This window comes from Tessaracoccus yangjingae (genome assembly GCF_054483935.1).
In genome coordinates, this window is record NZ_CM137014.1 from 1,978,751 (window position 1) to 1,997,375 (window position 18,625).

General features: G+C 69.5%; 21 protein-coding genes. 14 read left to right on the plus strand and 7 right to left on the minus strand.

What is annotated here, in order from left to right; translation table 11 throughout:
* Positions 1-7 precede the first annotated feature (7 nt).
* Positions 8-352: a metallopeptidase family protein gene (locus tag ACX1D3_RS08665; protein ID WP_458993550.1), complete on the minus strand. Its 345-nt coding sequence runs from the start codon at positions 350-352 to the stop codon at positions 8-10.
* Positions 353-556: 204 nt separating this feature from the next.
* On the opposite strand from ACX1D3_RS08665, the gene rpsP reads away from it, so the two are divergent.
* From rpsP to dprA, 14 genes are all read left to right on the plus strand, one after another.
* A complete protein-coding gene (gene rpsP, locus ACX1D3_RS08670; protein WP_458993551.1) occupies positions 557-1,036 on the plus strand; it encodes a 30S ribosomal protein S16 in 480 nt (159 codons plus the stop codon).
* 2 nt (positions 1,037-1,038) lie between these two features.
* Complete coding sequence (locus tag ACX1D3_RS08675) at positions 1,039-1,287, plus strand: RNA-binding protein (RefSeq protein WP_458993552.1); 249 nt, start codon at positions 1,039-1,041, stop codon at positions 1,285-1,287.
* Between the two features lie 97 nt (positions 1,288-1,384).
* On the plus strand, positions 1,385-1,897 hold the full coding sequence (gene rimM, locus ACX1D3_RS08680) for a ribosome maturation factor RimM (RefSeq protein ID WP_458996511.1): 513 nt from the start codon (positions 1,385-1,387) through the stop codon (positions 1,895-1,897).
* Positions 1,894-2,589, plus strand: a complete 696-nt coding sequence (trmD, locus tag ACX1D3_RS08685; RefSeq protein ID WP_458993553.1) for a tRNA (guanosine(37)-N1)-methyltransferase TrmD — start codon at positions 1,894-1,896, stop codon at positions 2,587-2,589. The genes rimM and trmD overlap by 4 nt, the downstream gene beginning before the upstream one ends.
* A gap of 164 nt (positions 2,590-2,753) precedes the next feature.
* Positions 2,754-3,404, plus strand: coding sequence for a succinate dehydrogenase cytochrome b subunit (locus ACX1D3_RS08690; protein ID WP_458993554.1), 651 nt, complete (start codon positions 2,754-2,756; stop codon positions 3,402-3,404).
* Complete coding sequence (locus ACX1D3_RS08695) at positions 3,404-5,419, plus strand: fumarate reductase/succinate dehydrogenase flavoprotein subunit (protein ID WP_458993555.1); 2,016 nt, start codon at positions 3,404-3,406, stop codon at positions 5,417-5,419. The genes ACX1D3_RS08690 and ACX1D3_RS08695 overlap by 1 nt, the downstream gene beginning before the upstream one ends.
* Entirely contained in the window at positions 5,416-6,177 is a 762-nt protein-coding gene (locus ACX1D3_RS08700) for a succinate dehydrogenase/fumarate reductase iron-sulfur subunit (RefSeq protein ID WP_458993556.1), read from the plus strand. The genes ACX1D3_RS08695 and ACX1D3_RS08700 overlap by 4 nt, the downstream gene beginning before the upstream one ends.
* Before the next feature lie 241 nt (positions 6,178-6,418).
* The gene (gene rplS, locus ACX1D3_RS08705; RefSeq protein WP_458993557.1) at positions 6,419-6,769 is read left to right on the plus strand and encodes a 50S ribosomal protein L19; all 351 of its coding nucleotides are present in this window, start codon (positions 6,419-6,421) and stop codon (positions 6,767-6,769) included.
* Positions 6,770-6,900: 131 nt separating this feature from the next.
* Positions 6,901-7,674: a signal peptidase I gene (lepB, locus tag ACX1D3_RS08710; protein WP_458993558.1), complete on the plus strand. Its 774-nt coding sequence runs from the start codon at positions 6,901-6,903 to the stop codon at positions 7,672-7,674.
* Positions 7,674-8,306 carry a ribonuclease HII gene (locus tag ACX1D3_RS08715; RefSeq protein ID WP_458993559.1) on the plus strand — a complete coding sequence of 211 codons (633 nt, stop codon included), beginning with the start codon at positions 7,674-7,676 and terminating at the stop codon, positions 8,304-8,306. The genes lepB and ACX1D3_RS08715 overlap by 1 nt, the downstream gene beginning before the upstream one ends.
* Positions 8,303-8,614 (plus strand): DUF2469 domain-containing protein, encoded by a 312-nt coding sequence (locus tag ACX1D3_RS08720; RefSeq protein WP_458993560.1) that lies wholly within the window; start codon positions 8,303-8,305, stop codon positions 8,612-8,614. Before ACX1D3_RS08715 ends, ACX1D3_RS08720 begins: the two co-directional genes overlap by 4 nt.
* A gap of 69 nt (positions 8,615-8,683) precedes the next feature.
* Positions 8,684-9,055, plus strand: coding sequence for a YraN family protein (locus tag ACX1D3_RS08725; protein WP_458993561.1), 372 nt, complete (start codon positions 8,684-8,686; stop codon positions 9,053-9,055).
* On the plus strand, positions 9,049-10,587 hold the full coding sequence (locus ACX1D3_RS08730; RefSeq protein ID WP_458993562.1) for a YifB family Mg chelatase-like AAA ATPase: 1,539 nt from the start codon (positions 9,049-9,051) through the stop codon (positions 10,585-10,587). The genes ACX1D3_RS08725 and ACX1D3_RS08730 overlap by 7 nt, the downstream gene beginning before the upstream one ends.
* Positions 10,584-11,708 carry a DNA-processing protein DprA gene (dprA, locus tag ACX1D3_RS08735; protein ID WP_458993563.1) on the plus strand — a complete coding sequence of 375 codons (1,125 nt, stop codon included), beginning with the start codon at positions 10,584-10,586 and terminating at the stop codon, positions 11,706-11,708. The genes ACX1D3_RS08730 and dprA overlap by 4 nt, the downstream gene beginning before the upstream one ends.
* A gap of 1 nt (position 11,709) precedes the next feature.
* Here the strand turns inward: dprA and ACX1D3_RS08740 are convergent, their stop codons facing one another.
* From ACX1D3_RS08740 to ACX1D3_RS08765, 6 genes are all read right to left on the minus strand, one after another.
* Positions 11,710-13,197, minus strand: coding sequence for a hypothetical protein (locus ACX1D3_RS08740; RefSeq protein ID WP_458993564.1), 1,488 nt, complete (start codon positions 13,195-13,197; stop codon positions 11,710-11,712).
* A 92-nt stretch (positions 13,198-13,289) separates the two neighbouring features.
* Positions 13,290-14,213, minus strand: a complete 924-nt coding sequence (locus ACX1D3_RS08745; protein WP_458993565.1) for an ECF transporter S component — start codon at positions 14,211-14,213, stop codon at positions 13,290-13,292.
* Positions 14,200-15,762: an ABC transporter ATP-binding protein gene (locus ACX1D3_RS08750; RefSeq protein ID WP_458993566.1), complete on the minus strand. Its 1,563-nt coding sequence runs from the start codon at positions 15,760-15,762 to the stop codon at positions 14,200-14,202. The genes ACX1D3_RS08745 and ACX1D3_RS08750 overlap by 14 nt, the downstream gene beginning before the upstream one ends.
* Positions 15,759-16,886: an energy-coupling factor transporter transmembrane component T gene (locus ACX1D3_RS08755; protein ID WP_458993567.1), complete on the minus strand. Its 1,128-nt coding sequence runs from the start codon at positions 16,884-16,886 to the stop codon at positions 15,759-15,761. The genes ACX1D3_RS08750 and ACX1D3_RS08755 overlap by 4 nt, the downstream gene beginning before the upstream one ends.
* Positions 16,886-17,842, minus strand: a complete 957-nt coding sequence (locus tag ACX1D3_RS08760; RefSeq protein WP_458993568.1) for a hypothetical protein — start codon at positions 17,840-17,842, stop codon at positions 16,886-16,888. The genes ACX1D3_RS08755 and ACX1D3_RS08760 overlap by 1 nt, the downstream gene beginning before the upstream one ends.
* A 4-nt stretch (positions 17,843-17,846) precedes the next feature.
* Complete coding sequence (locus tag ACX1D3_RS08765) at positions 17,847-18,422, minus strand: hypothetical protein (RefSeq protein WP_458993569.1); 576 nt, start codon at positions 18,420-18,422, stop codon at positions 17,847-17,849.
* Between the last annotated feature and the right edge of the window lie 203 nt (positions 18,423-18,625).

Below are 18,625 nucleotides of genomic sequence, written 5' to 3' on the forward strand. Positions count from 1 at the left end.
TGGTGCCTCAGCCCCAGCCGAGGGAGTGGAGGGCCTCCTCGTCGATGCCGTGGTAGTGGCCCAGCTCGTGCACGAGGGTGATCCAGATCTCCTCGTACAGCTCGTCCTCGGTGCCGCACATCCGCGTGAGCGGGCCGCTGAACAGGACGATCCTGTCGGGCAGCTGCCCGTAGCCGTACTGGTCACGCTCGGTGAGCGCCGTGCCCTCGTACCATCCGAGGGAGTCCGAGCCGTCCTCGGGCTCGTCCTCGATGACGAAGATCAGATTGTCGAGGTTCGAGACCAGCTGCTCGGGCAGCGCGTCCAGCGCCTCTTCGACGATCGCCTCGAACCGGGCCTCTGAGATGTCCACGTGCCAGATGCTACGTCGCCCCGGTCCGCGCCGGATTGGCCCGCGCCCGCCGATCTGGCAGAATGTCGGATGCACCTCTTTGCCCGGGCCCTCTCATCCGAGCGTCGAGGCCCACAGGTTTGCACGCGGCGTGCCCCACACGTCGTGAGCGTCCATCCGCATCGTCTGCTGGCAGACATTTTCATCAACAGGAGAACCACACCCGTGGCAACCAAGATCCGCCTGAAGCGACTCGGCAAGATTCGCTCGCCCCACTACCGCATCATCGTCATCGACTCGCGCGCCAAGCGCGAGGGCAAGGCCATCGAGGAGATCGGCCTCTACCACCCGAAGAACGATCCGTCGGTCATCCGTGTCGATTCCGAGCGCGCCCAGTACTGGCTGTCCGTCGGTGCTCAGCCCACCGAGGCCGTCGTGGCCCTCTTCAAGCGCACCGGGGACTGGCAGCAGTTCACCGGGGACAAGACGCCCTCCGGCGTCGACCCGCAGCCTGAGCGTCGCGACCGCGAGGCCGAGTTCGCCAAGGCGCTCGCCGAGGACAGCGGCGCCACCGCGCCCGCCATCTCGAAGGCGAAGAAGAAGGCCGACGACGCCGCAGCCAAGGCCTCCGCGCCCGCTGAGGACGCCCCCCAGGCTGAGGCCCCCGCGGCCGATGCGGCCGAGGCTCCGGCCGAAGAGGCCTGAGAGTGCTCGCCGAGGCTCTTGAGCACCTCGTCGCCGGGATCGTGTCGAACCCGGACGACGTGAGCGTCAAGGACAAGGACCTGCGCCGCGGACGTCTCCTCGAGGTGCGGGTGCACCCCGACGACGTCGGCAAGGTGATCGGCCGTCAGGGTCGCACCGCGCAGTCCCTGCGCACCGTGGTCGCGGCTCTGGCCGGCAAGGAGAGCGTCCGGGTGGACTTCGTGGACGTGGACCGTCCCCGTCGCCCCTGACCCAAGCCGTGCGATGCCCCGGACACCCGAACGGGTCCGGGGCATCGTCGTCCCCGCTGAGCGTGGACCTGATCGTAAGGAGTGACCCGTGGGTGACATGGTGGACGTGACCGTCGGCATCGTCGGCCGCCCGCACGGCGTGCGCGGCGACGTGTTCATCGACGTGCGCACCGACGAGCCGGGCCGGCGGTTCGCCGTCGGCACGAAGCTCACCCTGGGGGAGTCGGGCAGGAGCGTGGAGATCGCGACGGTGCGCTGGAACCGCGGCAGGCTCATGTTGACGTTCGCCGGATATCCCGACCGCACCACCGTCGAGAAGCTGGTGGGGCAGGCGCTGGGCGCCAAGGTGCCCGCCGACGAGCGCCCCAGTGAGTCGGAGGAGTACTTCGACCGGCAGTTGGTGGGCCTGGCCGTCCTGGATCACGCCGGCAGCCGGGTGGGCACCGTGCGCGAGGTGCTCCACCTCCCGGCCCAGGATGTCCTGGAGGTCGCCGTGGACGGCGGCGAGCGGCTCGTACCGTTCGTGGCCGCGCTGGTGCCCGAGGTCGACCTCGAGGCCGGACACGTGCGGCTCGCGGACGTCGAGGGCCTCCTGGAGGACATCGAATGAGGCTCGACGTCGTCACGATCTTCCCCGACTACTTCAGCCCGCTGGGGCTGAGCCTCGTGGGCAAGGCAATCTCGACCGGGATCGTGGACCTTGCCGTCCACGACCTCCGCGACTGGACCCACGACAGGCACCGCACCACCGACGACACGCCCTACGGGGGAGGCGCGGGCATGGTGATGAAGCCCGAGCCGTGGGGCGAGGCCCTGGACGCGCTCGAGTCCGCGTCGCCGTTGCCCATGACCGTCGTGGTGCCCAGCCCGGCCGGAACGCCGTTCACGCAGGCGATGGCCTACGACCTGGCGGGTCGGGAGCGGCTCGTCTTCGCGTGCGGCCGCTACGAGGGCATCGACCAACGGGTGATCGACCACTGCGCCGAGCGGTACGAGCTGATCGAGGTGTCACTGGGGGACTACGTCCTCAACGGCGGCGAGGTGGCGACGCTGGCCATCGTCGAGGCGGTCGTGCGCCTGCTGCCCGGGGTCCTCGGGAACCCGGACTCGCTGGTGGAGGAGTCCCACTCGGAGGGGCACGAGCAGCTGTTGGAGTACCCCAACTACACCAAGCCCCCGGTCTGGCGGGGCAGGGCTGTGCCGGAGGTGTTGCTCAGCGGCCACCACGCCCTCATCGAGACCTGGCGCCGGGAACAGGCGCTCCGGCGCACCGCGGAGCGTCGCCCCGACCTTCTAGCGTGACATTTCGTGAGCCATTCGGCGCGTAAATGGCCTAGCGAATCGCCCCTTCTATAAGGTCACCCCACTGCCCGAACGCCCCTCCTGTTGGCTAGAGTGAGCGCGTGGCAACAACACTCACCATTCATCAACGGGCGTTGCGAAGCACGGTCGTCAAGAAGGTCATCATGGCAGTGACCGGCTTGATCATGATCGCCTTCCTCCTCGTGCACATGTACGGCAATCTGAAGATGTTCCTCGGTCCCGAGGCCTTCGATCATTACGCCCATTGGCTGAAGGGAACCACCGAAGACGGTGGGATCCTCTATCCGATCCTCCCGGCCGGCTGGTTCATCTGGATCTTCCGGTCGGCCCTTGTCCTCTCCGTGATCCTGCACATCTGGTCCGCGTACACGCTCTCGATGGAGACGCGCCGGAACCGCGGCAGCAAGTACGTCAACAGCCAGAAGAAGGTCCAGACCTACTCCTCGCGCACCATGCGCTGGGGCGGCATCATCGTCGCGGCCTTCCTGATCTTCCACCTCATCCAGTTCACCATCGTCCCCGGTTCCGTCAGCGGCGGTACGGGCGACGAGCCCCACACCATGGTGCTGGCCGCGTTCGAGCTGTGGTGGATGGTGGTTCTGTACGCCGTGTGCATGGTGCTCATCTGCATGCACGTCCGTCACGGCTTCTGGAGCGCGTTCACGACCCTGGGTGGAAACACGAGCGCCAAGGCGGCCTCGCTGCTCAACCTGCTGGCCATCATCGTGGCCGTGGTCCTGTTCATCGGCTTCATGATCATGCCTCTGGCCGTCCTGTTTGGAGTTGGTATCTGATGACTGCAACCACCACGACCCCCCCGGTCGCCGACCAGTACTGGGTCGACGGCGCCGACATCGCCGACACCAAGGCCCCCCGCGGCGTCGACATCGACAAGGTGTGGAAGACGCGTCAGTTCCAGGCCCGCCTGGTCAACCCGGCCAACCGTCGCAAGCTGAGCGTCATCATCGTCGGCACCGGCCTGGCCGGCGGCGCGGCCGCCGCGACACTGGGCGAGGCCGGCTACAACGTCCTCAACTTCTGCTACCAGGACAGCCCCCGTCGCGCGCACTCGATCGCGGCCCAGGGCGGCATCAACGCGGCGAAGAACTACCGCAACGACAACGACTCCACGCACCGCCTGTTCTACGACACGGTCAAGGGCGGCGACTACCGCGCCCGCGAGACCAACGTCTACCGCCTGGCAGAGGTGTCGGCCAACATCATCGACCAGTGCGTCGCCCAGGGCGTCCCCTTCGCCCGCGAGTACGGCGGCCTGCTCGACACCCGCTCGTTCGGCGGCGTGCAGGTGCAGCGCACCTTCTACGCCCGCGGCCAGACCGGTCAGCAGCTGCTGATCGGCGTCTACCAGCAGCTGGAGCGCCAGATCGCGGCCGGCACCGTGAAGATGTACGCCCGCCACGAGATGGTCGAGATCATCATCGTCGACGGTCGTGCCCGCGGCATCGTGACGCGCAACATGATCAACGGCAAGGTCGAGACCTGGACCGCGGACGCCGTCGTGCTCGCCACCGGCGGATACGGCAACGTGTTCTTCCTCTCCACCAACGCCATGGGCTGCAACGTGACCGCCACGTGGCGTGCGCACCGCAAGGGCGCCTACTTCGCCAACCCCTGCTACACGCAGATCCACCCCACCTGCATCCCGGTGCACGGCGACACCCAGTCGAAGCTCACGCTGATGTCTGAGTCGCTGCGCAACGACGGCCGGATCTGGGTGCCGAAGCGGGCCGAGGACTGCGCCAAGGATCCCCGCCAGATCGCCGAGGAGGATCGCGACTACTACCTGGAGCGCATCTACCCGGCCTTCGGCAACCTGGTTCCCCGCGACATCGCGTCGCGGCAGGCCAAGAACATGTGCGACGAGGGTCGCGGCGTGGGCCCGGCGGTCACCGAGCGCGATTCGGACGGCACCGAGCGTCAGGTCCGTCGCGGCGTGTACCTCGACTTCTCCGATGCCATCAACCGCATGGGGCAGAAGACTGTCGAGAACAAGTACGGCAACCTGTTCGACATGTACGCGCAGATCACTGGCGAGAACCCGTACGAGACCCCCATGCGCATCTACCCCGCGGTGCACTACACCATGGGCGGCCTCTGGGTCGACTACGACCTGCAGTCGTCGATCACCGGCCTGTACGTGACCGGTGAGGCCAACTTCTCCGATCACGGCGCCAACCGCCTGGGCGCCTCGGCGCTCATGCAGGGCCTCGCGGACGGCTACTTCGTCCTGCCGAACACGATCAACGACTACCTGGCCGACGCCCCGTTCGAGAAGGTGGCCGACGATCACCCTGCGGTCGTCGAGGCCAGGGAATCGGCTCAGGCGCGGATCGACACGCTGCTGTCCATCCAGGGCACCCGCTCGGTCGACTCGTACCACAAGGAACTCGGCCACATCATGTGGGAGTACTGCGGCATGTACCGCACGGATGCCGGGCTGAAGAAGGCCATCGGCCTCATCCGGGAGCTCAAGGCCGATTACTGGAAGAACGTGCGCGTCACCGGCGTGAACGAGGACTTCAACCAGGCGCTCGAGCGCGCGGGTCGCGTTGCGGACTTCTTCGAGCTCGGCGAGCTCATGTGCGTGGACGCCCTGCACCGACGCGAGTCCTGCGGTGGTCACTTCCGCGGCGAGTCCCAGACCGAGGAGGGTGAGGCGCTGCGTCACGACGACGAGTTCCTCTACGTCGGCGCCTGGGAGTGGGGTGGCGAGGGCGGCAAGCCCGTGCTGCACCGTGAGCCGCTGATCTACAAGGCAATCGAACTGAAGCAACGGAGTTACAAGTGAAGCTCAAGCTACGTATCTGGCGTCAGGCCGGCCCCGGTGCAGCCGGCCGGATGGTCGAGTACGACCTGGACGGCGTGTCCGACGACATGTCCTTCCTGGAGATGCTTGATCTGCTCAACGAGAACCTCACGGAGCGCAACGAGGAGCCGGTGGCCTTCGACCACGACTGCCGCGAGGGCATCTGCGGCATGTGTGGCGTCGTCATCAACGGCGTCGCGCACGGCGCCCCTGAGGGTGTCCGCACCACCACCTGCCAGTTGCACATGCGTTCGTTCGCCGATGGGGCCACCATCGACATCGAGCCGTGGCGGGCGGGCGCCTTCCCGGTGCTCAAGGACCTCGCCGTGGACCGCACCGCGTTCGACCGGATCATCCAGGCCGGCGGGTTCATCTCGTCGAACACCGGATCGGCCCCGGACGCGCACGCCACCCCCGCCCCCAAGCGGGAGGCCGACGTCGCCTTCGACAACGCCACGTGCATCGGCTGCGGCGCCTGCGTCGCCGCCTGCCCGAACTCCTCCGCCATGCTCTTCACGGCGGCGAAGATCACGCACCTGGCCATGCTGCCGCAGGGCCAGCCCGAGCGGTACCGTCGCGTGAAGTCGATGGTGGCGCAGCACGACGAAGAGGGCTTCGGCAACTGCACCAACATCGGCGAATGCGCAGCGGTCTGCCCGAAGGGCATCCCGCTGGAGTCGATCTCGCAGCTCAACAGGGACCTCATCTCTGCGCTGTTCAAGAAGGACGGCAAGATCTGATCCGCCACTGAGGGGGCCCCTGGGACTTGGTCCCAGGGGCCCTCTTTGTCGGCCGGGGCGTTGCCCGACGGTGCCCCGGCCTCGATTTCGTGCCCCTCGTCTCCCTCTGCCATAATGACTAGTCGTTGCCCGCACTCGGGCAGCCCGGGTTCGTCGCAGCTCCTGCCACTGGGGGACTGTCTGAGGCGGTCCGGTCGATGCGAACCGCGGTGACCTGTGGCACTGACGGAAGGGTTAGGAAATGACCAACCAGCTGATCCAGGAGATCAACAAGGCCTCGCTCCGCGACGACATCCCGGAGTTCCGCGCCGGCGATTCGGTCAAGGTCCACGTCAAGGTCGTCGAGGGCACCCGCTCCCGCGTCCAGGTGTTCGCGGGCGTCGTCATCGCCCGCAACGCGGGTGGCGTGCAGGAGGCCTTCACGGTCCGCAAGGTGAGCTTCGGCGTCGGTGTCGAGCGCACCTTCCCGCTGCACAGCCCCATCATCGAGAAGATCGAGGTCGAGCGTCGCGGTGACGTGCGTCGCGCCAAGCTGTATTACCTCCGCGGCCTGCGCGGCAAGGCCGCCAAGATCAAGGAGAAGCGCTACTGAGCGCCTCGCTCCGCGCACTTCACGAACCGCCGGTGGCCCTGGGCCGCCGGCGGTTCCTCGCGTCCGGCCCCGGTGTGGGGTCGCGGTATGCTCAGGGGAGCGCTACGCCCATGCCACTGAAGGACTGATCTGTGGAACCGACGACGAACCCGACCGATGATGCCCGGCCGGGAACCCGGAGTTTCGGGGCACGCCTGCTGGGGTGGCTCACCGAGGGCGTACTCATCCTCGTCGGGGCGATCGTCATCGCCACCCTCCTGCGCACCTTCGTCGGCCAGATGTTCGTGATCCCTTCCGGCTCCATGGAGAACACCCTGCAGGTCAACGACCGGGTGCTCGTGGCCAAGTTCGGGGGATTCCAGCGCGGCGACGTCGTGGTCTTCGAAGACCCCGGCGAGTGGCTCGCCCCGAGCGTGCCGTCGACCAATCCCGTCAAGATCGCCCTGGAGTTCGTCGGCGTGCTGCCCAACTCCGGCACCGAGCACCTCATCAAGAGGGTCATCGGGATGCCGGGAGACCATGTGCGCAGCACGGAGGACGGGAAGATCGAGGTCAACGGATCGGTCCTGGACGAGACGTCGTACCTCTACAGCGAGAGTGGGATCCAGGTTGCGCCGGTGACGGTGCCCTTCGACATCGTTGTCCCCGCGGACCGGCTGTTCGTGATGGGTGATCACCGCAACGCGTCCGCGGACTCGCGATGCCGCCTGGCGGAGGTGTCCCAGACACCGGGGGAGCGGGCGTTCGTCCCGGTCTCGAACGTGGTGGGTGCGGCCGTCGCCATCGTCGCGCCCTTGGACAGGCTGGCGACGTTCACGCTCCCGCGGACCTTCCTCGACGTGCCGGTTGCCGACGGTCCCGCACCCGAGGACCCGGACCTCATCCACGTGGAGCCTGGCTGCTGATGATCCGTCTCGGGCGAGGCGCCTACGGGTACGAGCGGGCACTGGTGCGGGCAGGGCTGGGCCCGGTGGCCGGCGCCGACGAGGCCGGCCGCGGCGCGTGCGCGGGTCCTTTGGTGGCCGCCGCCGTCATCCTCGATCCGAATCGTCCGATCGCAGGCCTGGACGACTCCAAGGTGCTCGGCGAGGCCACGCGGGAGCGCCTGCACGACCTGATCATGCGCCGGGCCGTCGCGGTGGCGGTGGCGGTGGTCGAGGCCGACGAGTGCGACCGCCTGGGCATGCACCAGGCAGATCTCCAGGGGCTGCGCAGGGCGGTGGGGCGGCTCGACGTGGCGCCCAACTTCGTCCTCACGGACGGGTTCGCCGTCGACGGATTGGGCGTGCCCGGACTGGCGATGTGGAAGGGGGACAAGGTGGCGGCCTGCGTGAGCGCGGCCTCCATCGTCGCCAAGGTCACCCGCGACCGCATCATGGTCGCGCACGATCCCACGTACCCGGCCTACGGTTTCGCGATCCACAAGGGTTACTGCACGGCGCTGCACCAGGCGGCTCTCGACGAGCACGGCCCGTCGGAGATCCACAGGTGGTGCTTCGACAACGTGGCACGAACGGCTAGAGTGATGGGACCATGAGCGCCGAAGACCTAGAGCAATACGAGAGCAAGCTCGAGCTTGACCTGTACCGCGAGTACAAGGACGTGGTGGGGATCTTCACCTACGCGGTGGAGACGGAGCGGCGCTTCTACCTGTGCAACGTCGTGGATCTCAAGGTCCGGACCGAGGGTGGCGATGTCTACTACGAGGTGTCCATGGGGGATGCCTGGGTCTGGGACATGTACCGGCCTGCACGGTTCGTGAAGTCGGCCAAGGTGTTGACCTTCCGCGACGTGTCGATCGAGGAGATCGCGCACTCGGATCTTCAGGTGCCCGAGAACCAGTGACCCGTCTTCCTGTGGACAACGGGAGATAGGGCGTCGCGTTTCCGATCAAGGTGATCGGAGGTGGTGGCGATGGAGAGCCCAACGCAAGCACTCGGCCGTCGGGGTGAAGACCGGGCGGTCGAGTTCCTGGAAGCGCGTGGGTGGCGCGTCGTGGAGAGAAACTGGCGGTGCCGCGAGGGCGAGATCGACATCGTGGCCCTGGAACCCGACGGCAGCACTCTCGTGGTGGTGGAGGTCAAGTCCCGGGCGGGTCTGCGTTACGGTGCCCCACTGGAGACCATCACCTACGCCAAGGCCTGTCGGCTACGCCGGCTGGCGGCGCTCTATGTCAGACAGTCCGGGCTGCGGCCCCGGCTGATCAGGGTGGACGCCGTCGGGGTGCTATGGCCACGGGGCGGCGAGTGCCAGTTCACCTATGCCCGGGGGATCGACGAGTGGTAGGCCGGCGGGTGTGGTCCGTTGCGCTGTCAGGGATCGACGGCTTCCCTGTCGAGGTGGAGGCAGCCAAGGGGGGTGGCCTCCCACGGGTTCAGCTCGTCGGGCTTCCGGACGCATCGCTGAGCGAGGCCAAGGCCAGGGTGAGGGCCGCGGTCCTGGCCACCGGCCTGTCCTGGCCGCCCGGCCTGGTCACCATCAACCTGTCGCCGGCCAGCCTGCCCAAGGCCGGCACCCACTTCGATCTGGCCATCGCGGTGGCGGCCCTCATCGCCGAGGAGCAGATGGAGCTGGTCTCGGACACCCGCACCGTTCTGATCGGAGAGTTGAGCCTGGACGGACGCATCCGCAAGGTGCGTGGCGTGCTGCCGGCCATGCTGGCGGCCGCCCGGGCGGGATTCGAGCGGGCGATCGTCCCCGCGGGGCAGCAGGCGGAGGCATCCCTCGTTCCAGGCATCACTGTCTGGGGGGCCGGTCGCCTCGCGGAGGTGGTGGACCTGCTGGAGGGCAAGCCCGTCTTCAACCCCACGGAGGCCGCGCCGTCATCGTCACCGCCCCTGGAACAGCCGGCGGCGTTCACGCCGGATCTGGCGGACGTGGTCGGCCACGAGGACGGGAAGTTCGCGCTGGAGGTGGCCGCGGCGGGCCGGCACCACCTCTTTCTGCACGGCGCTCCGGGCGTTGGCAAGACCATGCTGGCGTCGCGGCTTCCGTCCATCCTCCCTGATCTCGCCGAGGACGAGGCCGTCGAGGTGTCTGCCATCCACTCGTTGGCAGGGCGTGAGCTGACCGGCCTGATCGTCCGGCCGCCCTACTCGGATCCCCACCACTCGGCTACCCCGGCGGCGCTGGTCGGTGGGGGGACCGCCGAGCTCAAGCCCGGCGCCATCTCCCTGGCCCACCGGGGGGTGCTGTTCCTCGACGAGTGCCCGGATTTCGGCTCCAAGCTCGACGCGCTGCGCACACCGCTGGAGGACGGGACCATCACCGTCAGCCGGGCCCGGCACAGCACCAGGTTCCCGGCCCGATTCCAGTTGGTCATGGCAGCGAACCCGTGTCCGTGCGGCAATCACGGGGTGGCAGGGCTGGAGTGTCGCTGCGAACCCGTCCGGGTGCGGAAGTACCAGGAGCGGTTGAGCGGGCCCATCCTGGACCGGATCGACATCAAGCACCAGATGGCCACCGTCAACCGGGTGCTCCTGGACGTCGCGGCCGACGCCTCCGAGTCCAGCGCCACGGTGCTGGCCAGGGTGGTGGAGGCGCGTGACAGGCAGAGGCGTCGCCTTGCGGGCACGCCCTGGGCCACCAACGGCGAGGTGCCGGGCTCCTACCTCAGGCAGCAGCTCAGCCTCCCGGAGGATCTCGGGGTGCTCAACACCGCGCTGCAACGAGGCCTGATCAGCGCACGAGGGGTGGACAAGGTGATCAGGCTGGCGTGGACGCTGGCTGATCTGGCCGGGCAGGACGCGATCGGCGAGCGCGAACTGCGCGCGGCCCTGCACCTCAGGCAGGGCGAGCAGCGGAGGGGGGCGGCATGACGGTCACGGACCGTGAGGCGCGCATGGGTCTGTGCGCGCTGGCGACGATGGGCTCGGCCCCCCTGGTGGCAGCGGTGGAGGAGTTCGGGGCCGTGGACGTGTGGCGCGGACTCCTGGCGGACCCGGAGGGTGGGCCGCTGTCGCGCAAGGCTGCGGCCGTGGACCTCGGTGCCGTCGAGCGGGACACCGGGACCTGCGGCGCACGGTTCCTCACCCCGGTGGACGAGGAGTGGCCGGCGGCGTTGTGGGACCTGGCAGGGGCGGTGGTCTCGAGCCAGACCGGCGCACCGCTGGGGCTGTGGGTGAAAGGAGAGCCGCTCGACGGACTGGCGGGAGGCGTCGCCGTGGTGGGGGCACGGGCGTGCACGTCGTACGGGGAGCAGGCGGCCGTCACACTGGCCGCGGACCTCGCGTCGTCCGGGACGCCCGTGGTCTCGGGCCTGGCCTTCGGGATAGACGCCGCGGCACACCGCGGTGCCCTGGGGGTGGGCGGGCTCACGCTGGCGGTCGTCGCGAGCGGGCTGGACGACCCGTACCCCTCGGCCAACTCCAGGCTGGCCGACGCGGTCAGCCGGAGTGGAGCACTGGTCTCCGAGCTGCCACCCGGTCACCGGCCCACCAGGTATGCGTTCCTGGCCCGCAACCGGATGATCGCCGCCCTGGCGAAGGCGGTGGTGGTGGTGGAGGCGTCGAGCCGGTCGGGCGCGAAGAACACCGCGTCCTGGGCGTTGGCCATGGGGCGCCCGGTGATGGCGGTGCCGGGGCCCATCACGTCGTCGCTGTCTGCCACGCCGCACCGCCTGATCCGCGACGGCGAGGCCGTGCTGGTGAGCAGCGGGCAGGAGGTCAGCGCCTTGCTGGCCCCGATCGGGTCCCTCCCTGAGCCCACCGGTCGCGGTGGGCGCCGCCCCATCGACACGCTCGCGCCTCATCTGCGGGAGATCCGCGAGGCGGTGCGCAGCAAGGAGGAGGTCACGGCCGCCGAGCTGGCCGCCCGGACGGGTCAGACGATGCTGGACGTGCTGTCCAACGCGTGGGAGCTGGTGGAATCCGGGTGGCTCGCCGACGGCGAGGGTGGAACGTTCCGGCTTCCCGGACGGGTGAGGAGAGCGGGCGGGTGAATCAGGAGAAGTAGACCAGGTTGTTGAACACCCAGTCCTGCTTCCACTGGTAGCGGGGAGGCTGCCCGGCGGGGGCCACGTTCGCGATGAAGCTGCCCCAGATGTAGGCGCGGCAGCCATTGCGGCCGGTCACCGCGGTGTCGCACTCGGTCTTCCACAGCCGCCCGTTCTCGGCTGTCCAGGTCTTCGACGTACCCGGCGCGGCGTTGGCGAGGTTGTTCGCCGCCCACAGCGAGCGGGGCGACGGGAGGTAGGACAGATTGTTGAATGTCCAGCCGTTCACCAGGACGAAGCGGCCGTTCTCCTGGCGCACCTGGCTGGCCCAGATGTCGGTGAAGCAGCGTGTGGTCTGGGAGTACGGCTCGCAGCGCGTGCGCCACTGGCGCCCGTTGAAGGTGTGCGTGCCGGGTCGCGTGTACACGCTGAAGGGCGTGAGCGTGGAGAAGTCGACGGGTGCGAAGGCCAGGACGCCCTGCGTGGTCGCCCGGACCCACACCCCACGCGAGGCGGCCGTGATCGCCTTTGTCTTGTCCACGGCGGTGTGGGCGATCGCGCCCGCGTCGGCGCCGGTGGTCAGCTGCATGGTGGCCATCCATGTGCGCACGTCGGCCACGGCGTCGGAGCGGAGGTCTGCGAGGGCCGCGGCCGCCAGACCCGAGGTGTTGGAGTTCTGCGGGGGGTCCTGTCCGGCGACCACCCTGGCCGAGCGGAACGATCCGTTGGTCTCCTGGACCGCGGTGAGGTAGCTCACCGCATCGGTCAGTGGCGTCGTGGCGGCGGCGATGCCTTCGGCCTGTGCGGCACGCAGGGCCATGATCATGATGGCGGTGCCGTCGGGGTCCGAGGAGGACCCGGCTGCCGCGCACGTCTTCCCGGCGGAGAAGAACATCGGAAATCCGCCGTCGGCGCACTGCTTGGCGGCGACGAATCCGACAGTTGCCGGATCGAGCGCCCCCGTGCGGGCCAGGCCGAGCATCGCGTACGCCTGTCCGAACGCGTTGGTGCCGGTGGGTTGGGCAGGGGCACCGGCCCAGCCCGGCTCTGCGCCCTGGGTGAGTGCCTCCTCCGTCAGGGAGCGGGGGTTGATGCCGCCGAAGGAGGTGGTGCTGCGGCGTGTGACCGCGAGAGCGAGGAGGGCCTTGGCGATGGTGCCCGTGTCCCTGGTGAGCGTGCCCGACCCGTTGTCGAAGATCACCTTCGGCTGGATCGCCGCGGCCACGCCGTCCATCCACCGGTCCATGGTCGCCTGGGGCGCGCCGGCCGCGGCGCCGGCAAGGACGGCGTCCAGCGTCAGCCCTACGTCGCCGTACCCGGCGCTCGACTCGAGCAGCCCGGCGGAGTTGGTCTGGTTCGCCAGCCAGGTCATCGCCGGCGCGGCCTTGGGAAGGTCGCTGGTGTCCGCCCGGGCGGGGGCGGGGAGGAGCGCAGCCGATCCGGCCACGAGGCCGAGGATGAGGGGGAGCGCCACCAGGCGCAGATGGACTCTCATGAGATCCTTTCGCGTCGCCGCCCACGGGCGGATGATCGGAGATGATCAGCCGACCCTGGTCCGACTCCTCCGAACGGAGTAACGGTTGCGCGTCAGTCCCGGGATCGCACCGGGTTCAGGGCCTGCCCGCTGAGCGTATCACCGGGGTCCGCGCTCGCGGCCAGAAGGGGGGACCCCGCCTCCGGGGCAACGACTCGCGCCATCCCGGACGCCCGGCGCAGCACCGTGAGCACGGGACGCCCGACGATGAGCAGCGCCAACGATGTCGTGATGGCGCGCCCCGTGTCCCAACTGGCCGTCGACGTGATGAGGGTGAACCAGCCGAAACGCACCAGGTTCTCACTGATGGGAGCACCTGGCACGTAGTCGAGGCTGCCCCCCGCGCCCTCCATGCCGATGCCGCTGATGAACGGCCAGAACCACATGTTCATCAGGGCGCCGTAGGCGTAGGCCGCCAGGATGCCCAGCGCGATGAGCATGCCGATCTCCGCCTTGCCCGTCACCCGCCTGGGAAGCAATCCAGCAGCGAGGCCGACCCACGCGGAACACAGCATCTGGAAGGGGAGCCAGGGCCCGACCCCCGCCGTCAGCAGCGCCGAGGCGAACATCGAGGTGAAGCCCAGGAGATACCCGAAACCTGGCCCGAATGCCCGCCCTGCCAGCACGAGGAGGAAGAACACAGACTCCACCCCGGCGGTGCCGGCGCCCAGGGCGGGACGGATGGCCGCGTTGACGGCCGACAGAACCCCCAGAACGGCCAGGGACCTGGCGTCCAGTCCTCCCTCGCTCAACTGCGCGACGACCAGAAGGAGGACGATCGGGAGCAGGGCGGCGAACACGAACGGTGCGTCGCCCGAGTGCTCCGGAGCGACGCCGACGGCGGGGATGAGCAGTGGCCAGCCGAGGGCGAAGAGCCCGAGCAGGGACGAGGCGAGGATCACCGCCCAGGTCCGGGGGCCCAGCTGCACGCCAACGATCGGGGCGGGAACGGCCAGGGTGGGGTCACGTGGCGGCATCGAGGTACTCCTTCACCGTGAGCACCGGGGTGGGGTTGGCCAGTTTCGCCACCTGGGTGGCCAGGAGCGCCGACCCGGCAAGCACGTCGCGCGTGGGCCCGTCGGAGACGATCTCGCCCTCGGCCATGACCACCACGCGTGAGCAGGTCTGAGCAACCATCTCCACGTCGTGGGTGGCGATGAGTACCGCCCGTCCCGCCGCCGCCATGGACTCGACGATGTCGGTGAGCACGGCCTTCGCCGCGTAGTCGAGGCCGCGCGTCGGCTCGTCGAGCAGCACGACGGGCGGGTCGCCGGCCAGCTCCACGGCGAGGACCACCGCCAGCTTCTGTCCCTCAGACAGATCCCGTGGATGGGCCGAGGCGTCGATCGTCGGGACCAGACGCCTGAGCAACGCCAGCGTGGAGCCCGCGCGGAGGCCGGAGCTGTCATCGCTGGCGGCACACTCCGCCTCGACTGTGGTGAGGTAGAGCAGATCGGCCGGTGTCTGCGGCACCAGGGCAACCCGTGCGTCATCGCTGAGCCGCACCGTGCCGGCTTCGCGGCGCCCGGCGCCATGCAGCGCCCAGAGCAGGCTGGACTTCCCGCATCCGTTCCTGCCCATGAGGGCCGTGACCTCGCCCGCGTGGAGCGTGAGGTCCACGTCGGCCACCGCCACCTTCGCGCCGTAGCGGACCACCACGCCGTGACCGGACAGGGCCGGGCCCGAGTGCGCCGGAGCGGAGGGAAGCGTCGGCGGCACCTCCACCCAGGCCCGTCGCTGCTCTGCGGTCGCGCGTCGGCCCTCGCGGATGGTGAGCGGGAGCGGGGTCCATCCGAGCTCAGCGCCCAGCTCCACCAACGGCGGGCGGATCGGGGCGTGGGCGAGAACCTCACGGGTGGGGCCGTGGAGGACCGTGTCTCCCACCAGCAGGACGGTGTCGGCGAACTCGATGACGCGTTCCATCCGGTGCTCGGCGATCACCACCGTGGTGCCGAGGTCGCGGACGAGGCGGCTGATGGTGGCCAGGACCTCCTCGGCGGCGATGGGGTCGAGCGCAGAGGTGGGCTCGTCGAGCACCAGAACCCTCGGTGACGCGGCCAGGACGCTGCCTATCGCCACTCTCTGCTGTTGCCCCCCGGACAGCGTCCGCAGCGCGCGGTGGCGGAGGTCCGCGATGCCGAGCAGATCGAGGGTCTCCTCCACCCGTCGTCGCATATCGGCCTGGGCGAAGCCGAGTTGTTCCATCGAGTAGGCGATCTCGTCCTCGACGGTGTCGGTGACGAATCCAGCCAGCGGATCCTGGCCCACGTAGCCCACCGTCGTGGCGAGCTCGCGGGGCTGGAGCATGGTGGTGTCGCGGCCGTCGATCAGGATCCGGCCCGTCCGGACGCCGCCGGTGAACCGTGGGACGAGGTTGTTGATGCAGCCGAGCAGGGTGGACTTCCCGCTCCCCGTGGGACCGACGGCGAGGCACAGCTCGCCCTCCTCGATCCGGAAGGACGCGCCGAGCAGGCGGAGGGTGTCGTTGCCGGCGTAGCGGAATGAGATGTCCTCGAATCGGATCATGTCGGGGTCCTCGCGGCGACGGGTGCAGGGGTGAAGAAGGCGGGCAGCGCGGCGATGGTCAGCGCGACGACGAGGAGCGGAGTCAGCGTCGGCCACACGAACGGGATGATGGAGGGGTAGAGCACGGCGGCGTTGCCCCGGGCTGCGATCCATCCGACGATGCCCGCCGCGGCGAGGCCGCAGCCGACAGTCGCGCTCTCGGCCAGCCTCCATCGGATGGGCCGGTACTGGGTCCGATGGACGGTGGACCCGGAGATCCGCAGGGCCGAGACAGCGCACGCGATGCCACCGCCGACTAACGCGACGGAGACCAGGGGGATGCCGAGCACGGTCGGCTCGGGCGCCGCCGCGAGGAAGCGGAAGGACCACACGGCCAGCAGCATCATCCCCAGCAGGCCGAGGCCTGCCGACAGGTAGCGCCCGCCCCTGGTGGCGAGCCCGGCACGCCCATAGCCGCGCACGTCCATGGACGCCGCCAGCGCAAGCGAGCGCTCCAGCGCATCGGAGAGCACCGGCACGATGATGGTCTCGACGGCGCGGAGGCGGTCTCGCCGCGTCCGCCGCGCAGGCGTCCGGCGGAGTCTGCGAGCCCGCATCACCCGCTGCAGCGACTCTCCCAGCTGCGGCAACGCGCTGACGGCCACGACCATGACGGTGCCCAGCTCGTAGAGGGCGCCGGGGAGGCTGGCCAGCAGCTTCTTCGGGTTGGCCAGGGCGTTGGCGGCGCCGATGCACACGACGATCGTGGCCAGGCGCAACCCGTCGTAGAGGCCAGCCAGGAGGGACTCCAGCGACACCGGTCCCAACAGGCGAATCCCCTGCACCCATGAGGGCAGCGGGATCTGGGGAAGGGTGAACAGGATGGTCGGGCCGTCGCCGCCGCCGAAGAGCACCCTGAACGCCACGCGAAGGACCACGATGAAGAGGGCCAGCCACAGGTACAGGGAGAAGGACCGCGCCCAGGGCGTGTCACCGCGGCGTGACATCGTCACCAGGCAGGCGACACCGATCAGGGCCAGCAGGAGCAGGGGGTTTGTCGTCGAGGACGCCGCGACGGTGAGCGTGAGCGCGTAGGCCCACCAGGCGAAGGGGTGGAGCTGCCGGGGGAGTGCGCGCCGGAGCATCAGAGCCCGCGACGGCGCCACCACACCACACCGCCGCCGACTCCCAACGCGACGACGGCGCCGGCACCCATGAGCGTTCCGGTCGGGACGCCGGAGGGCGGCAGCGCGGCCACAGGTGGGGCGGCCGGCGGGGCCGAGGGGGACACCGCGTCGGGCTCAGCCGTCGGGGTGTCGGCAGCAGCCGTCGCCGACGAGGTGCCCAAGGCCGCGGACGCTGACGGCGAGGCGCTCGGCGGCGCCGACGGGGTGGCGCTGGGTGGCGCGGCGGCGGTGGAGCTGGCGGCCGGGTTGAGGGTGGTCGGCGCGGTGGACGAGCGGGTGGGGGAGGGGGTCGCCTTGGTGGTGCTCGGCTTGGCGGTGGGCGCAGGCTGAGCCGTGGGGGGAGGTGGGGTGGTCGGCTTGGCGCTGGGGGTGGGCTTCGCAACGTCGTGGGCGGGGGTCACACCCGGAGCCGGGTTGCTGGAGCCGGTGTTGTTGAGGGAGAACGACCATCCCTCGTAGCCGCCGGGGATCACTTCCCGCGCGGACGCCCCGTAGTTCGAGAATGCCCAGGAGCCGCCGTTGTCGGCGTGCCAGTAGGACCAGAACGCCGTGTCTGGCGCCGCCTGGACGCAGCTCTCCCGGTACCCGTCGGTGCCGGTGACCGGCAGCGTCTCGGTGGCGCTCGGGCGTCCGGCAATCCTGCATACGAAGGAGGGGCCCTCCTTGATGGTGCCCTCGGGTGACAGGCCCGCCAGGCGCAGGACCTGGAGCCCGGTGGTGCCCGCCTCGACGTCCTCGACGCAGCGCACGACGGTGCCACCTCCCAACTCCTGGAAGTCCACCACCACCGTCACACCGGTGGCCGTGCTGCAGTGCCCGTCCGACACCTCGGCGCCGGCCTGGGGTGCGAGGAACCACACCCCGGCCACGGCGAGAGCCGCAGCCGAGGCCAGGGAACCGAGGCGTCGGGACATCGGGTCAGTTGCCGGTGCTGGGCAGGCCGGGGGCAGGAGCGGAGTCGTCCTCGGGCTGGGGGGTTGCGGAAGTGTCGTCGTCGGTCTCCTCGAGGGGGGTCTCGCCCTCCGGGGCCTCATCCGATTCGGCTGCGGGGTTGAACATGGGGGCCTCGGCCTCGAGGTTCCAGTCGGGCAGGAGGCGCCAGCCGATGACGCTGCCCGCTTCCGGCTCCAGGTCCGCGATGCCGACCTGAGAGAACTCCCACTCGCTCAACGCGCCGTCGCTCTCAGGGACCGAGGTCCAGAGGCTCCACCACTCCGGGTCTTCAGCCGTCACTTCGGCGATGGTCTGAACCCAGTTCCCCTGGTCCTCGGCGAGACCGCTGCTGATCATGGCCTCGGTGCCGGTGGAGAACTCCGTGGCGCAGGCGCCGGTGTACTCGTCCTCGATCTCGACGTGGACCCAGACATTACCGGCCTCCACGCACTCCGAGGCGGTGACCTCCGCAGAGGCGGTGGGCGCCCAGGTGGCCAGGCCGACCGCGAGCAGGAGGGCGGCGGGGATGGCCAGTCGCCGAGTCGACGGGGTGGGGGACATGTGGACCTCTATCCGTTAGGTCCGTCGGCCAAGGCCTCTCCGCTGGTCGCGACGGAAGTGAACATCCTTCTCGCGTTGACGGGCGGTCCGACTCCCCACCAGTGGGATCACGGTTGCGCGACAGTTCCGGGATCACACCGGATTCACCTGCCAACGGCCACACCCTACCCCACCGGTAGGCTGGCCAGCACCCCACCCCCGAG

Coding starts and splice junctions, on each gene's coding strand:
- dprA (WP_458993563.1), top strand. CDS start 10,584: ATGACGGTCACGGACCGTGAGGCGCGCATGGGTCTGTGCGCGCTGGCG.
- ACX1D3_RS08715 (WP_458993559.1), top strand. CDS start 7,674: ATGATCCGTCTCGGGCGAGGCGCCTACGGGTACGAGCGGGCACTGGTG.
- ACX1D3_RS08760 (WP_458993568.1), bottom strand. CDS start 17,842: ATGTCCCGACGCCTCGGTTCCCTGGCCTCGGCTGCGGCTCTCGCCGTG.
- ACX1D3_RS08725 (WP_458993561.1), top strand. CDS start 8,684: ATGGAGAGCCCAACGCAAGCACTCGGCCGTCGGGGTGAAGACCGGGCG.
- ACX1D3_RS08695 (WP_458993555.1), top strand. CDS start 3,404: ATGACTGCAACCACCACGACCCCCCCGGTCGCCGACCAGTACTGGGTC.
- ACX1D3_RS08765 (WP_458993569.1), bottom strand. CDS start 18,422: ATGTCCCCCACCCCGTCGACTCGGCGACTGGCCATCCCCGCCGCCCTC.
- ACX1D3_RS08740 (WP_458993564.1), bottom strand. CDS start 13,197: ATGAGAGTCCATCTGCGCCTGGTGGCGCTCCCCCTCATCCTCGGCCTC.
- ACX1D3_RS08745 (WP_458993565.1), bottom strand. CDS start 14,213: ATGCCGCCACGTGACCCCACCCTGGCCGTTCCCGCCCCGATCGTTGGC.
- ACX1D3_RS08750 (WP_458993566.1), bottom strand. CDS start 15,762: ATGATCCGATTCGAGGACATCTCATTCCGCTACGCCGGCAACGACACC.
- trmD (WP_458993553.1), top strand. CDS start 1,894: ATGAGGCTCGACGTCGTCACGATCTTCCCCGACTACTTCAGCCCGCTG.
- ACX1D3_RS08690 (WP_458993554.1), top strand. CDS start 2,754: ATGGCAGTGACCGGCTTGATCATGATCGCCTTCCTCCTCGTGCACATG.
- rplS (WP_458993557.1), top strand. CDS start 6,419: ATGACCAACCAGCTGATCCAGGAGATCAACAAGGCCTCGCTCCGCGAC.
- ACX1D3_RS08755 (WP_458993567.1), bottom strand. CDS start 16,886: ATGCTCCGGCGCGCACTCCCCCGGCAGCTCCACCCCTTCGCCTGGTGG.
- ACX1D3_RS08720 (WP_458993560.1), top strand. CDS start 8,303: ATGAGCGCCGAAGACCTAGAGCAATACGAGAGCAAGCTCGAGCTTGAC.
- rimM (WP_458996511.1), top strand. CDS start 1,385: ATGGTGGACGTGACCGTCGGCATCGTCGGCCGCCCGCACGGCGTGCGC.